Here is a 13,358-nt window from a genome sequence, read left to right as displayed (position 1 = left end):
CTCCCCCGACCGCGGCGCGCGGCCCGGGCCGGGCCTCGGCCGACCGGCATCGCGTAGCCAACCCACCCACCCAGCCGACGGACTGGAGCTAGCGACCATGCGCATCGGATTCCTCGGCGCGGGCCGGATCGGCGCCTTCCACGCGGAGGCCCTGCTCGCCACCCCCGGGGTGAGCGACCTGCTCATCGCGGACACCGACACCGCCCGCGCGACCGAACTCGCCGACCGGATCGGCTCCCGCGCGGCGGAGTCGGTCGACGCCGTCTTCGCCGCGGGCGTCGACGCGGTGGTGATCGCGACGGCGACCGCCTCGCACGCCGACCTCATCGTCCGCGCCGCCCTCGCCGGGCTGCCCGCCTACTGCGAGAAGCCGATCGCCCTCGACCTGGCGGGGACGGTACGCGCCCTGCGGGAGGTCGAGACGGCCGGCACGCTGCTGCAGATGGGCTTCCAGCGGCGGTTCGACGCCGGGTACCGGACCGCCAGGGAAGCCCTACGGGACGGGCGGCTCGGGCGGCTGCACACCATCCGGGCCCTCACCTCCGACCCGGCACCGCCACCCGCCGCGTATCTGCCGCTCTCCGGCGGCCTGTTCCGGGACTGCCTGGTGCACGACTTCGACGCCGTGCGATGGCTGACGGGCCGTGAGGTGGTGGAGGTGTTCGCCACCGGCACGAGCGGCGGGGCCGCGTTCTTCCGCGAGGCGGGCGACGTGGACACCGCGGCGGCCCTGCTCACCCTGGACGACGGCACCCTGGTCACCGCGACGGCCACCCGCTACAACGGCGCGGGCTACGACGTGCGGATGGAACTGGCCGGAGAGCGCGATCAGTTGGTGGTGGGGCTCGACGCGCGGACACCCTTCACCTCGGCGGAGCCGGGCGGTCCGGCCGCGCCCGCGCACCCCTGGGGCGGCTTCCTGGAGCGCTTCGCGCCCGCCTACCGGGCCGAGCTGGCCGCCTTCGTCGAGGCGGCGGGCGGCGCCGCGCCCAACCCCTGCTCCGGCGAGGAGGCGCTGCACGCGCTGCTGGCCGCCGAGGCGTGCGAGCTGTCGCGGGCCGAGCACCGGCCGGTGCGGATCGCGGAGTTCGGGGAGCGGATCGCGGAGCTCGGCTGAGCCGCCCCGACCCCGCGCCACGGGTCCTGGAGGCGGGTCGCCCGACCCGGCCCCAGGACCCGTTTGGCGTCTCAGGCGGACCACATTGATCCGGCCCGTGCGACGGTTGTCACCGTTACGCGGGTTCCGTGTCACAGGCAGTCAACAGCCCCTCCCCCATGGTCACTCCGTGTCGTTCACCGGGCACAGGCCGGCCGATCACGAGCGTCCGCCTGACCGATCACGAGCATCCGCCGCAGCTCCCCCGACGGCTTCCCGGGCCACCGCTGCGCCGGTCGCGCGAGGAGGAGCTCAGATGACCGACCGCCGGCTGTGGTCGTACAAGGAGATCGCCGCACACATCCGCGTACAGACCAACACCGTCCGCTCCTACCGCAAGCACGGGCTGCTGCCACCCCCCGACCACGTGGAGGGCGGCAAGCCGTACTGGTACGCCGACACGATCCGCGCCTGGGTCGCCCGAAGGCCCGGGAATCGGGGACACCGGTCGAGAGAGTAAGGGGCGTGGTCCTGGAACCCGGTCATTACCGGATCATGGGGAGCCCGGTCGCCACCGGATCGCGGGGAGCCTGGTCATACCGATCCTGGGGACCGGCCGCCGGCAGCCCTGGCACCCGGATGTCACCCGCATCCGGCGCATTCCGGGTCCCGTTCCCGGGCGCCGTCCCGGGTGGTGCCGGCCGCCGCGTCCGCCAGCTCGTCCACCGCAGTGTCCGCCGGCTCGTCCGTCGGCTTGTCCGGAGCGCGGCGGCGCCGGACGGCGACCTGCACGAGAGCACCCGCCCCGGCGACCATCGCGGAGACCCCGATGCCGATGGCCACCGCGTACAGCGGATGGCCCGTGACCGCGCTGCCGAGGTAGCCGAGGCCCACGGAGTACGTGGCCCAGATCGCCTCGGCGATGCCCGCGCCGATCAGATAGCGGCGGGCCGGGTAGCGCACAACGCCCGCCGCGAGCCCGCCGGCCAGCCGCCCGCTGGGCAGGAAGCGCGCGGCGGCGACGAACGGCACCCCGTACCGCTCTATGTGCAGGCTGATCCACTCCAGCAGGGCCCGGCGCCTTCGCTCGCGGCCCATCCAGGACTGGACGGGCCCGCTGAAGCGGCGCCCGGAGGCGTGCATCAGCAGGTCCCCCAGCAGGGCGCTCCCGGCGACCACCAGCAGGACGGGTGCGAGGTCGAGGCTGCCGCGTGCGGCGAGTACGCCCGCGGTGACCAGCAGACCGGAGTTGGGCACGAGGGGCGGGGCGGTCGTGAGTGCCAGCAGTCCGTAGATCCACAGCACTTCCATGACGTCCATGGCACGCCCCTCACCCAGGCCCGACAAATGCGGACCCAATACCAGAAAGCGTACTCGTGAAGGGGTCACAGGGCTCGGGGAATACCCCCAGGGGGTACTCTGTTTCACGGAGAGACCGAGTCGGAAACCGAGCGAGGAGCCACGTATGACCACCACCGCCACCTACCGGGTCAAGGGTATGAGCTGCGGCCACTGCGAGGGCGCCGTGACGGCCGAGCTGTCCGCGCTCGACGGCGTCTCCGCTGTCGAGGCCGTGGCCGCGACCGGCCTGGTGACCGTGGCCTCCGAGAGCCCGCTGGCCGAGGAGGCCGTGCGGGCCGCGCTGGACGAGGCGGGCTACGAGCTCGTGGAACTCGCGGACCCGGCCCCGGCCCCGTAAGGCATCCAAGGCCTCCCCATAGGACCACCCACAGGACCCGTAGGACACGAGGAGCTGGTGTCATGACCGGCACGGCCACCGAACCGCAGGCGATCGCGGCGCAGGCAACCGCGTCGTGGGCCGCCGACCCGGGCGGCTCGCAGGTCGAGCTCGCCATCGGCGGCATGACGTGCGCGGCCTGCGCGGCGCGCGTCGAGAAGAAGCTGAACCGGATGGACGGCGTCACCGCCGCGGTCAACTTCGCGACGGAGAAGGCCAAGGTGTCCTACGGCCCCGGGGTCGAGGTCGCGGACCTAATCGCCACCGTGGAGAAGACCGGGTACAGCGCCGCTCTGCCTCCGGCGCCCGGACCGGCGGCAGCTCCGCGGCCCGACGGGAGCGGGAACGGGGCCGGTGCTCCGGGCACGGAGGGCGGGATGGACACGGAGACGCGGGCGCTGCGCGAGCGGCTCCTGGTCTCGCTGGTGCTGGCCGCGCCGGTCGTGCTGCTGGCGATGGTGCCATCCCTGCAATTCGACAACTGGCAGTGGCTGTCACTGACGTTGGCAGCCCCGGTGGTGGTATGGGGCGGCCTCCCCTTCCACCGGACGGCCGTTGCCAACGCCCGGCGCGGGGCGGCCACCATGGACACACTCGTGTCGGTCGGCACGGCGGCCGCCTTCGGCTGGTCCCTGTGGGCGCTGTTCCTCGGCGACGCCGGGATGCACGGCATGCGGCACGGCTTCGACCTGACCGCCTCGCGCGCGGACGCCTCCTCCACGATCTATCTGGAGGTCGCGGCCGGGGTGACGGTCTTCATCCTGCTCGGCCGCTATCTGGAGGCGAGGTCCAAGCGCAGGGCGGGCGCGGCGCTGCGCGCGCTGATGGAGCTGGGCGCCAAGGACGTGGCCGTACTGCGGGACGGCGTGGAAGTACGCGTCCCCGTGGGGCGGTTGGCGGTCGGCGACCGGTTCGTCGTACGGCCCGGGGAGAAGATCGCGACCGACGGGCGCGTGGTCGAGGGCGCCTCGGCCGTGGACGCCTCGATGCTGACGGGCGAGTCCGTACCGGTGGACGTGGCGGTGGGCGACGGCGTGACCGGGGCGACCGTCAACGCCTCGGGGCGGCTGGTCGTCGAGGCCACCCGGATCGGCGCGGACACCCAACTGGCCCGGATGGCACGGCTGGTGGAGGACGCGCAGAACGGCAAGGCCGAGATGCAGCGGCTGGCCGACCGGATCTCGGGGGTCTTCGTGCCGGTCGTGCTGGTGATCGCGGTGGCCACGCTGGTGACCTGGCTGCTGGCCACCGACGACGTCACCGCGGCCTTCACGGCCGCCGTAGCGGTTCTGATCATCGCCTGCCCGTGCGCCCTGGGCCTGGCGACCCCGACCGCGCTCATGGTCGGCACGGGCCGCGGCGCGCAGCTCGGCATCCTCATCAAGGGGCCCGAGGTGCTGGAGTCGACCCGGCGGGTGGACACCGTGGTCCTGGACAAGACCGGCACGGTCACGACCGGGACGATGGCCCTCCATGACGTGGTCGCCGCGGAGGGGACCGAGGAGGCCGAACTGCTGCGGCTGGCGGGCGCGCTGGAGCACGCCTCGGAGCATCCGGTCGCCCGCGCGATCGCGACGGGCGCCGCCGAGCGCGTGGGCCCGCTGCCCGCGGTCGAGCACTTCGAGAACGTGGCCGGACTCGGCGTACGGGGTGTGGTCGAGGGCCGTGCGGTGCTGGTCGGCCGGGAGCGGCTGCTCACGGCGGGCGGCGCCACCCGCGAGGCCGGAGCTCCCGAGCTGCCGGAGAAGCTGGCGGCGGCCAGGAGCGCGGCCGAGGCCGAGGGCCGTACGGCCGTGGTGGTCGCCTGGGACGGGGAGCCGCGGGGTGTACTCGCGGTGGCCGACGCGATCAAGGAGTCCAGCGCCGAGGCGATCGCGCGGCTGCGCGCCCTGGGGCTGACCCCGGTGCTGCTGACCGGCGACAACCGGGCGGTGGCCGAGTCGGTCGCCCGCGCGGTCGGCATCTCCACGGGCGGCCCGGACGATTCCGGTGCCGTGTTGGCCGAGGTGCTGCCGGAGGAGAAGGTCGCGGCCGTCCACCGGCTCCAGGCCGAGGGCCGTACGGTCGCGATGGTCGGCGACGGGGTCAACGACGCCGCCGCCCTGGCGGCCGCCGATCTGGGCCTGGCCATGGGCACGGGCACGGACGCGGCCATCGAGGCGGGCGACCTCACGCTCGTGCGGGGCGATCTGCGGGTGGCGGCCGACGCGATCCGGCTGTCCCGGCGCACCCTGGCCACGATCAAGGGCAACCTGTTCTGGGCGTTCGGCTACAACGTCGCCGCGCTGCCGCTGGCGGCGGCCGGGCTGCTGAACCCGATGATCGCCGGGGCCGCGATGGCCTTCTCGTCGGTCTTCGTGGTGACGAACAGCCTCCGCTTGCGCGGCTTCACACCATCCCCATAAAGACCACAACACCCTTACGATGGAGCCCCGATCTCCCGATCGGGGCTCTTGCCCTTGTTGATGCCCTTATGGTGAGAGACGCAGATCACACGACCCCGAACGTAACCATCGAGGGGGGTCGCATGTCTAACCCTGCGATGCCACACTCCCGGCGGGGTGAGGCATCGGCCAGACCGGGTCCGTCTTGGGGGACGGACCAGGTAGTGCGTGGCCGGGGCGACGTACCCGGGGAGCTTTGAGCGGCCCTCCCGTACGTACGCGTCCCGGCAGATCGCACGGGCGCGCCGCAGATGTCGCGGCCCTGCAAGCACCCGGCCGGATCCCGTGGGGGGAATCCGAACCGGGAAAGGGAAGCGCCCCGCCGATCGACCCGTGGGGGGATCGATCACGCGGGGCGCTTTCCGCTTTCGCGAGCGCGGTGGCCGACGCGACTGCCGCTGCTCGGCCGACGCCGCCCAGCCCTGGCTGCCCAGCCAGAGCTGCCCGGTTAGCGCTGCTCGACCGGGATGAAGTCCCGCTCCACCACGCCGGTGTAGATCTGGCGCGGGCGGCCGATACGGGAACCCGGCTCCTTGATCATCTCGTGCCACTGGGCGATCCAGCCGGGGAGCCGGCCGAGCGCGAAGAGCACGGTGAACATCTCGGTCGGGAAGCCCATGGCCCGGTAGATCAATCCGGTGTAGAAGTCGACGTTCGGGTAGAGCTTGCGGGAGACGAAGTAGTCGTCCGCGAGCGCGTGCTCCTCGAGCTTGAGCGCGATGTCGAGCAGCTCGTCGGACTTGCCGAGCGCCGAGAGGACGTCGTGCGCCGCCGCCTTGATGATCTTCGCCCGGGGGTCGAAGTTCTTGTAGACGCGGTGCCCGAAGCCCATGAGCTTCACGCCGTCTTCCTTGTTCTTCACCTTGCGGATGAAGGTGTCGACGTCGCCGCCGGCGCTGCGGATGCCCTCCAGCATCTCCAGCACCGACTGGTTGGCGCCGCCGTGCAGGGGGCCCCACAGCGCGCTGATGCCCGCCGAGATGGAGGCGAACATGTTGGCCTGCGAGGAGCCGACCAGCCGCACGGTCGAGGTGGAGCAGTTCTGCTCGTGGTCGGCGTGCAGGATGAGCAGCTTGTCCAGGGCACCCACGACGACCGGGTCCAGGTCGTACTCGGCGGCCGGCACCGAGAAGGTCATCCGCAGGAAGTTCTCGACGTAGCCGAGGTCGTTGCGCGGGTAGACGAAGGGGTGGCCGACGGACTTCTTGTACGCGTACGCGGCGATGGTCGGCAGCTTGGCGAGCAGGCGGACGGTGGAGAGGTTGCGCTGCTGCTCGTCGAACGGGTTGTGGCTGTCCTGGTAGAACGTGGACAGCGCGCTGACCACGGAGGACAGCATGGCCATCGGGTGGGCGTCGCGGGGGAAGCCGTCGTAGAACCGCTTCACGTCCTCGTGCAGCAGCGTGTGCTGGGTGATGTCGTTGCGGAACGACGCCAGCTCGTCGACGGTGGGCAGCTCGCCGTTGATCAGCAGGAACGCCGTCTCGAGGAAGGAGCTGCGCTCGGCCAGCTGCTCGATCGGGTAGCCGCGGTAGCGCAGGATGCCCTGCTCGCCGTCGAGGTAGGTGACGGCCGATTTGTACGCTGCGGTGTTGCCGTAACCGCTGTCCAGGGTCACCAGACCGGTCTGCCCACGGAGCTTCCCGATGTCGAAGCCCTTGTCGCCGACGGTGCTGTCGACCACCGGGTAGGTGTACTCGCCGTCCCCGTACCGCAGTACTACAGAGTTGTCGCTCACGTCATCCCTCACCGACGTTGTGCCTCTTCTTCGAGGTGCCCTGACTATCTCTACCTTCCCCCATTTGGCACGGGGCCGTGCACTCGGGGTCGGCCGCAAGGCCCATGGATGGCACGCAGTGCCGCGCGTGCCGCCCCATCCTGCTCCCCCCGACCCCGATTAGGAAACGCGCAGGGCTCTTCCATTGCTCCCCGCGGCCCCCGCAAGCCGGTGGTCCAGGGCCGTGCAGCGCCGTCCCGCCGAGACCGTGCGCACCGCCTGGCCCAGCGCTTTGCGCGAACCCACCAGCACGACCAGGCGTTTCGCCCGCGTGACCGCCGTGTAGAGCAGGTTGCGCTGGAGCATCATCCAGGCACCGGTGGTGACGGGGATCACTACGGCCGGATACTCGCTGCCCTGCGAGCGGTGGATCGTCACGGCGTAAGCGTGCGCCAGCTCATCCAGCTCGTCGAAGTCGTACGGGACCTCCTCGGCCTCGTCCGTCAGGACGGTGAGGCGCTGGTCGACGAGGTTGAGCTCGGTGACGACGCCGACTGTGCCGTTGAAGACGCCGTTCGCCCCCTTCTCGTAGTTGTTGCGGATCTGGGTGACCTTGTCGCCCACCCGGAAGACCCGGCCCCCGAACCGGCGCTCGGGCAGGTCGGGCCGGGCGGGCGTGACGGCCTGCTGGAGCAGGCCGTTGAGGGTCCCCGCCCCGGCGGGACCACGGTGCATGGGGGCCAGGACCTGCACGTCACGGCGCGGGTCGAGCCCGAACTTCGCCGGGATACGGCGGGCCGCCACGTCGACGGTCAGCCGCCCGGCCTCCTCGGTGTCCTCCTCGGCGAACAGGAAGAAGTCCGGGAGCCCTTGGGTGACCGGATGGTTCCCGGAGTTGATGCGGTGGGCATTGGTCACCACGCCCGACTGCTGGGCCTGGCGGAAGATCCGGGTGAGCCGCACGGCGGGCACCGGGCTGTCAGGGGCGAGCAGGTCGCGCAGCACCTCCCCCGCGCCCACGGACGGGAGTTGGTCGACATCCCCCACCATCAGCAGGTGCGCGCCCGGTGGCACGGCCTTGACAAGCTTGTTGGCCAGCAGCAGGTCGAGCATCGAGGCCTCGTCGACCACCACGAGGTCGGCGTCCAGCGGCCGGTCCCGGTCGTAGGCCGCGTCGCCGCCCGGCTTGAGCTCCAGCAGCCGGTGGACGGTCGAGGCCTCCGCACCCGTGAGTTCGGACAGCCGCTTGGCTGCCCGGCCCGTGGGGGCCGCCAGCACCACCTTGGCCCGCTTGGCCCGGGCCAGCTCCACCACGGACCGCACGGTGAAGGACTTGCCGCAGCCGGGGCCGCCCGTCAGCACCGCGACCCGCTCGGTCAGGGCCAGGCGCACGGCGTCCCGCTGCTCGGGCGCCAGGTCGGCGCCCGTGCGCTCCGCCAGCCACGCCAGGGCCTTGTCCCAGGCCGCGTCCCGGAAGGCGGCCAGCCGGTCCTCCTCGGCGCGCAGCAGCCGCAGCAGCTGACCAGCGAGGGAGAGCTCGGCCCGGTGGAAGGGGACGAGGTAGACGGCGGTGACGGGCTCCCCTCCCTCGGGCCCGGGGACGGTCTCCCGGACGACGCCCTCCTCCTCACCCGCCAGTTCGCCGAGGCAGTCGATGACGAGGCCGGTGTCGACCTGGAGGAGCTTCACCGCGTCCGCGATGAGCTGCTCCTCCGGCAGGTAGCAGTGGCCGCTGTCGGTGGACTGCGAAAGGGCGTACTGCAGGCCCGCCTTGACCCGTTCCCGGCTGTCGTGCGGGATGCCGACCGCCTGCGCGATCCGGTCGGCGGTGAGGAAGCCGATGCCCCAGACGTCGGCCGCCAGGCGGTACGGCCGGTTCCGCACCACCGAGATCGAGGCGTCGCCGTACTTCTTGTAGATCCGCACCGCGATGGAGGTGGACACCCCGACGCCCTGGAGGAAGACCATGACCTCCTTGATGGCCTTCTGCTCCTCCCAGGCGGCGCCGATGAGCCCGGTGCGCTTGGGGCCCAGGCCCGGCACCTCGATGAGCCGCTTCGGCTCCCCCTCGATGACGTCCAGGGTGTCGAGGCCGAAGTGGTCGACGATCCGGTCGGCGATGCGCGGACCGATGCCCTTGATCAACCCGGAGCCCAGGTAGCGCCGGATGCCCTGGACGGTAGCGGGCAGCACGGTCGTGTAGTTCTCGACGGTGAACTGGCGCCCGTACTGCGGGTGGGAGCCCCAGCGGCCCTCCATGCGCAGCGACTCGCCCGGCTGCGCGCCCAGCAGCGAGCCGACCACGGTCAGCAGGTCGCCGCCGCCCCGCCCGGTGTCGACGCGGGCGACCGTGTAGCCGTTCTCCTCGTTGGCATAGGTGATCCGCTCCAGGACCCCTTCGACCACCGCCGGTTGCACCATGCGACCGACGGTACCGCCGGTCGCCGACAGCCCGTGCGGCCTGTGGAAAACCCCGCCGCGGAGCAATCGAGGGGGCCCGGTCATGGACCGGGCCCCCTCGGGTCCCCCCCCTGCAGATCTCCCGGAAACTCCCCCCTCGGGCCCTCCACGGGAGACCTGACACCCTGTAGGACCGACATAAGTGCCGAAGGGTTGCACGCCTCCGCCAAGTTTCACTTCGGTTACTCAACGTGCCGCTGTCGGAGGCGGCCCTTAGCGTGTGACGCATGAGGGACGAAGCGCTGCTGCGGGACGTGCTGGCCGAGCTCGGCGACGACCGCGTCCAGGAGCTGGCCGGGGAGCTCGGCACCGGACCGGAGGGAGCCCGCGAGGTGGTCGGGGCGACCGTCGCCGCGCTGCCCGCGAGCGTGGGTGACGGTTCGCCGGTCGGCGTCCTCTCCAAGCTGACCGGGCCCACCGCGCAGAGCGTGGCGGAGCTGACCGGGCTGCCGCTGCCGGCCGTGACGCGGGCGCTCGAACTCCTGCTCCCCGTCATCCTGTCGGTCATCGGCGAGCGGCGGCGGGACCGGTCCTAGGGCCCGGCCCTTCTCCGGAGCCCCGGGCCCCGTCCCGAGGACCGGGCCCGGCCAGCTCCCTAGAGGACGTGGGTCCGGTACCTCTCCGCGATCTCCGCGAGGACCTCGCTCCCGTCCCGCGCCCACAGTCCCGGGTTGAAGATCTCGACCTCGATGGGCCCGTCGAACCCGGTCGCGTCGACCCGTTCCCGGAACCAGCGGAAGTCCACGCTGCCGTCCCCGAGCTGCCCGCGGCCGAGCAGGACGCCCTCGGGCAGCGGCGTGATCCAGTCCGCGAGCTGGAAGGACGCGATCCGGCCGCCGCGCCCCGCGCGCTCGATCTGCGCGGCCACCGTGTCGTCCCACCACAGGTGGTACGTGTCCACGACCACGCCCACCCGGTCCGCCGGGAACCGCTCGGCCAGGTCGAGGGCCTGGGCCAGGGTCGAGACGACGCAGCGGTCCGCGGCGTACATCGGGTGCAGCGGCTCGATCGCGAGGCGCACCCCGCGCTCGGCGGCGTACGGCGCCAAGTCGCCCAGCGCGTCCGCGATCCGCTCCCGCGCGCCCGCCAGGTCGCGGCTGCCCTCGGGGAGGCCGCCGGAGACCAGCACCAGGGTGTCGGTGCCGAGCGTGGCGGCCTCGTCCAGCGCCGCCCGGTTGTCGTCGAGCGCGGCCGCCCGCGCGGCCGGGTCGATCGCGGTGAAGAACCCGCCGCGGCACAGGCTCGTCACGGTCAGCCCGGCATCCCGTACGAGCCGGGCGGCGCGCTCGGGCCCGTACTCCTGGACCGGCGCGCGCCACAGGCCCACGCCCCGGACGCCCGCCTTCGCGCACCCCTCGGCGAGTTCGGGGAGCGACCACTGCTTGATGGTCTCCTGGTTGAGGCTGAGCCTCGCCAGGCCGGTCATATCGGTCGTCTCGCTCACTGGGCAACCCCGTGGACGTGCAGCAGGGACTTCATACGGGTTTCGGCCAGCGCCGGGTCGGGGAACAACCCCAGCCCGTCGGCCAGTTCGTACGCCCTGGCCAGGTGCGGCAGGGAACGGGCCGACTGGAGGCCGCCGACCATGGTGAAGTGCGTCTGATGGCCGGCCAGCCAGGCCAGGAAGACCACACCCGTCTTGTAGAAGCGGGTCGGGGTCTGGAAGAGGTGCCGGGACAACTCGACGGTCGGGTCGAGCAGTTCGCGGAACCCCTTGGAGTCGCCGGTGTCCAGCACCCGTACGGCCTCGGCGGCCAGCGGGCCCAGCGGGTCGAAGATGCCGAGCAGGGCGTGGCTGAATCCGCGGTCGTCGCCCGCGATCAGCTCGGGGTAGTTGAAGTCGTCGCCGGTGTAGCAGCGGACGCCGTCGGGCAGGCGGCGGCGGAGGTCGATCTCGCGCTGGGCGTCGAGCAGGGAGACCTTGATGCCGTCGACCTTGTCCGGGTGCGCGGCGATGGCCTCCAGGAAGGTCTCGGTCGCGGCGTCGAGGCCGGCGCTGCCCCAGTAGCCGGCGAGCGCGGGGTCGAACATGGGGCCCAGCCAGTGGAGGATGACGGGCTCGGCGGCCTGGCGCAGCAGGTGGCCGTAGACCTCGAGGTAGTCCTCGGGGCCGCGGGCGGTGGCCGCGAGCGCGCGGGAGGCCATCAGGATGGCCTGGGCGCCGCTGCTCTCGACGACCGCGAGCTGCTCCTCGTACGCCGCCCGCACGGCGGCCAGGTCGGCTCCTCCCGGGGCGAGTTGGTCGGTGCCGACCCCGCAGGCGACGCGGCCGCCGACCGCGCGCGCCTCGGCCGCGGAGCGGCGGATCAGCTCGGCGGCGCCGGCCCAGTCCAGGCCCATGCCGCGCTGCGCGGTGTCCATCGCCTCGGCGACGCCGAGGCCGTGCGACCACAGGTGGCGGCGGAAGGCGAGCGTGGCGTCCCAGTCAACGGCGGCGGGCCCGTCGGGCGTGGTGTCGGCGAACGGGTCCGCGACGACGTGCGCGGCGGAGAAGACCGTACGGGAGGTCAGCGGCGCCGCGGCCCCCTGGGCGCCCCGGCCGGGCTCGCGCCGCGGCTCATAGGCGCGCAACTCGCCCTGGGCGCCGGGCAGGCGGATCACAGCAAGACTCCCGCGGTGAGCTCGGGTACGTCCAGGCGGCGCCCCTCGGCGGAGGACTTGAGGCCGAGTTCGGCCAGCTGGACGCCGCGGGCGCCCGCGAACAGGTCCCACCGCCAGGGCTCGTCGAGCACCACGTGGCGCAGGAACAGCTCCCACTGGGCCTTGAAGCCGTTGTCGAACTCGCCGTTGTCCGGGACCTCCTGCCACTGGTCGCGGAAGCGCTCGGTGGCCGGGATGTCCGGGTTCCAGACCGGCTTGGGGGTCGCGGAGCGGTGCTGGACGCGGCAGGCGCGCAACCCGGCGACGGCGGAGCCCTCGGTTCCGTCGACCTGGAACTCGACCAGCTCGTCGCGGTTGACCCGGACCGTCCAGGAGGAGTTGATCTGGGCGACGGCGCCGCCCTCCAGCTGGAAGATGCCGTACGCCGCGTCGTCGGCCGTCGCGTCGTAGAGCTTGCCCTGCTCGTCCCAGCGGGTCGGGACGTGCGTGGTGACGTGCGCCTGCACGGACTTCACGGCGCCGAACAGCTCGTGCAGCACGTACTCCCAGTGCGGGAACATGTCCACGACGATGCCGCCGCCGTCCTCCGCGCGGTAGTTCCAGGAGGGGCGCTGGGCCTCCTGCCAGTCGCCCTCGAAGACCCAGTAGCCGAACTCGCCGCGCACGGACAGGATGCGGCCGAAGAAGCCGCCGTCGATGAGCCGCTTGAGCTTGAGCAGGCCGGGAAGGAAGAGCTTGTCCTGCACGACGCCGTGCTTGATGCCGGCGTCCCGGGCGAGCCCCGCGAGTTCGAGGGCGCCCTCGAGTCCGGTGGCGGTCGGCTTCTCGCAGTAGACGTGCTTGCCCGCGGCGATGGCCTTCCTGACGGCCTCCTCGCGGGCGGAGGTGACCTGGGCGTCGAAGTAGATGTCGATGGCCGGGTCCGCCAGCACGGCGTCGAGGTCGGTGGACCAGTGCTCCAGGCCGTGGCGCTCGGCGATGTCCTGCAGGGCGTGCTCGCGCCGCCCGACCAGCACCGGCTCCGGCCACAGCACGGTCCCGTCGCCCAGGTCCAGGCCGCCCTGCTCGCGGATGGCGAGGACGGACCGTACGAGGTGCTGGCGGTAACCCATGCGGCCCGTCACGCCGTTCATGGCGATCCGCACCGTCTTCCGTGTCATCTGGCTGCTCCCTCTCCCCTGCGGATGAGCGCCGCATAATAGCAAGCGCTTTCTTTCCGTCACTCCGCACGCTAGCCCGCAGAGCGGGGCCGCATCAAGAGGCGCGCGAACGCCCATGACCAAAACCCGCCGCCCCCAGACC

11 protein-coding genes are annotated in these 13,358 nt (G+C 72.4%); 5 read left to right on the top strand and 6 right to left on the bottom strand.

Translation table 11 applies throughout. From position 1 onward, the window contains the following. Positions 1 to 97: 97 nt before the first annotated feature. Complete coding sequence (locus tag AOK16_RS16900; RefSeq protein ID WP_055473076.1) at positions 98 to 1,117, top strand: Gfo/Idh/MocA family protein; 1,020 nt, start codon at positions 98 to 100, stop codon at positions 1,115 to 1,117. Between the two features lie 295 nt (positions 1,118 to 1,412). Then, positions 1,413 to 1,616, top strand: coding sequence for a helix-turn-helix transcriptional regulator (locus AOK16_RS16895; RefSeq protein ID WP_055473075.1), 204 nt, complete (start codon positions 1,413 to 1,415; stop codon positions 1,614 to 1,616). A 122-nt stretch (positions 1,617 to 1,738) separates the two neighbouring features. Here AOK16_RS16895 and AOK16_RS16890 read toward each other — a convergent pair whose 3' ends face one another. Then, the gene (locus AOK16_RS16890; RefSeq protein ID WP_055473074.1) at positions 1,739 to 2,416 is read right to left on the bottom strand and encodes a DedA family protein; all 678 of its coding nucleotides are present in this window, start codon (positions 2,414 to 2,416) and stop codon (positions 1,739 to 1,741) included. Positions 2,417 to 2,561: 145 nt separating this feature from the next. Here AOK16_RS16890 and AOK16_RS26555 point away from each other — a divergent pair, with 145 nt between their 5' ends. After that, positions 2,562 to 2,795, top strand: a complete 234-nt coding sequence (locus tag AOK16_RS26555; RefSeq protein ID WP_055473073.1) for a heavy-metal-associated domain-containing protein — start codon at positions 2,562 to 2,564, stop codon at positions 2,793 to 2,795. A gap of 62 nt (positions 2,796 to 2,857) precedes the next feature. Next, on the top strand, positions 2,858 to 5,239 hold the full coding sequence (locus AOK16_RS16880) for a heavy metal translocating P-type ATPase (RefSeq protein ID WP_055473072.1): 2,382 nt from the start codon (positions 2,858 to 2,860) through the stop codon (positions 5,237 to 5,239). Between the two features lie 487 nt (positions 5,240 to 5,726). Here AOK16_RS16880 and AOK16_RS16875 read toward each other — a convergent pair whose 3' ends face one another. Together AOK16_RS16875 and recD2 are read right to left on the bottom strand one after the other, a co-directional pair. Next, positions 5,727 to 7,016, bottom strand: a complete 1,290-nt coding sequence (locus tag AOK16_RS16875) for a citrate synthase (RefSeq protein WP_055473071.1) — start codon at positions 7,014 to 7,016, stop codon at positions 5,727 to 5,729. A gap of 159 nt (positions 7,017 to 7,175) precedes the next feature. Continuing rightward, positions 7,176 to 9,416, bottom strand: coding sequence for an SF1B family DNA helicase RecD2 (gene recD2, locus AOK16_RS16870; RefSeq protein WP_055473070.1), 2,241 nt, complete (start codon positions 9,414 to 9,416; stop codon positions 7,176 to 7,178). A gap of 266 nt (positions 9,417 to 9,682) precedes the next feature. Between recD2 and AOK16_RS16865 the strand changes: the two genes are divergently transcribed. Further along, positions 9,683 to 9,991: a DUF937 domain-containing protein gene (locus AOK16_RS16865; protein WP_055473069.1), complete on the top strand. Its 309-nt coding sequence runs from the start codon at positions 9,683 to 9,685 to the stop codon at positions 9,989 to 9,991. A gap of 59 nt (positions 9,992 to 10,050) precedes the next feature. Here the strand turns inward: AOK16_RS16865 and AOK16_RS16860 are convergent, their stop codons facing one another. Genes AOK16_RS16860 through AOK16_RS16850 form a run of 3 tightly spaced genes read right to left on the bottom strand, consistent with a single transcriptional unit; the run spans position 10,051 to position 13,216 of the window. Beyond that, positions 10,051 to 10,881 carry a sugar phosphate isomerase/epimerase family protein gene (locus AOK16_RS16860; protein WP_055473068.1) on the bottom strand — a complete coding sequence of 277 codons (831 nt, stop codon included), beginning with the start codon at positions 10,879 to 10,881 and terminating at the stop codon, positions 10,051 to 10,053. 14 nt (positions 10,882 to 10,895) lie between these two features. Continuing rightward, entirely contained in the window at positions 10,896 to 12,056 is a 1,161-nt protein-coding gene (locus tag AOK16_RS16855; RefSeq protein WP_055473067.1) for a dihydrodipicolinate synthase family protein, read from the bottom strand. After that, the gene (locus tag AOK16_RS16850) at positions 12,053 to 13,216 is read right to left on the bottom strand and encodes a Gfo/Idh/MocA family protein (RefSeq protein WP_055473066.1); all 1,164 of its coding nucleotides are present in this window, start codon (positions 13,214 to 13,216) and stop codon (positions 12,053 to 12,055) included. Before AOK16_RS16850 ends, AOK16_RS16855 begins: the two co-directional genes overlap by 4 nt. Between the last annotated feature and the right edge of the window lie 142 nt (positions 13,217 to 13,358).

Source organism: Streptomyces pathocidini (genome assembly GCF_001418495.1).
Taxonomy (GTDB): domain Bacteria; phylum Actinomycetota; class Actinomycetes; order Streptomycetales; family Streptomycetaceae; genus Streptomyces; species Streptomyces pathocidini.
The sequence above is the reverse complement of the archived record's forward strand: the minus strand, read 5'-3'. Positions and strand labels throughout refer to the sequence as shown.

Bases quoted from the DNA above. Each gene is read 5' to 3' on its own strand.
- recD2 (WP_055473070.1), bottom strand. From the start codon at position 9,416: ATGGTGCAACCGGCGGTGGTCGAAGGGGTCCTGGAGCGGATCACCTAT.
- AOK16_RS16895 (WP_055473075.1), top strand. From the start codon at position 1,413: ATGACCGACCGCCGGCTGTGGTCGTACAAGGAGATCGCCGCACACATC.
- AOK16_RS16880 (WP_055473072.1), top strand. From the start codon at position 2,858: ATGACCGGCACGGCCACCGAACCGCAGGCGATCGCGGCGCAGGCAACC.
- AOK16_RS16850 (WP_055473066.1), bottom strand. From the start codon at position 13,216: ATGACACGGAAGACGGTGCGGATCGCCATGAACGGCGTGACGGGCCGC.
- AOK16_RS16890 (WP_055473074.1), bottom strand. From the start codon at position 2,416: ATGGACGTCATGGAAGTGCTGTGGATCTACGGACTGCTGGCACTCACG.
- AOK16_RS16900 (WP_055473076.1), top strand. From the start codon at position 98: ATGCGCATCGGATTCCTCGGCGCGGGCCGGATCGGCGCCTTCCACGCG.
- AOK16_RS16865 (WP_055473069.1), top strand. From the start codon at position 9,683: ATGAGGGACGAAGCGCTGCTGCGGGACGTGCTGGCCGAGCTCGGCGAC.
- AOK16_RS16860 (WP_055473068.1), bottom strand. From the start codon at position 10,881: ATGACCGGCCTGGCGAGGCTCAGCCTCAACCAGGAGACCATCAAGCAG.
- AOK16_RS26555 (WP_055473073.1), top strand. From the start codon at position 2,562: ATGACCACCACCGCCACCTACCGGGTCAAGGGTATGAGCTGCGGCCAC.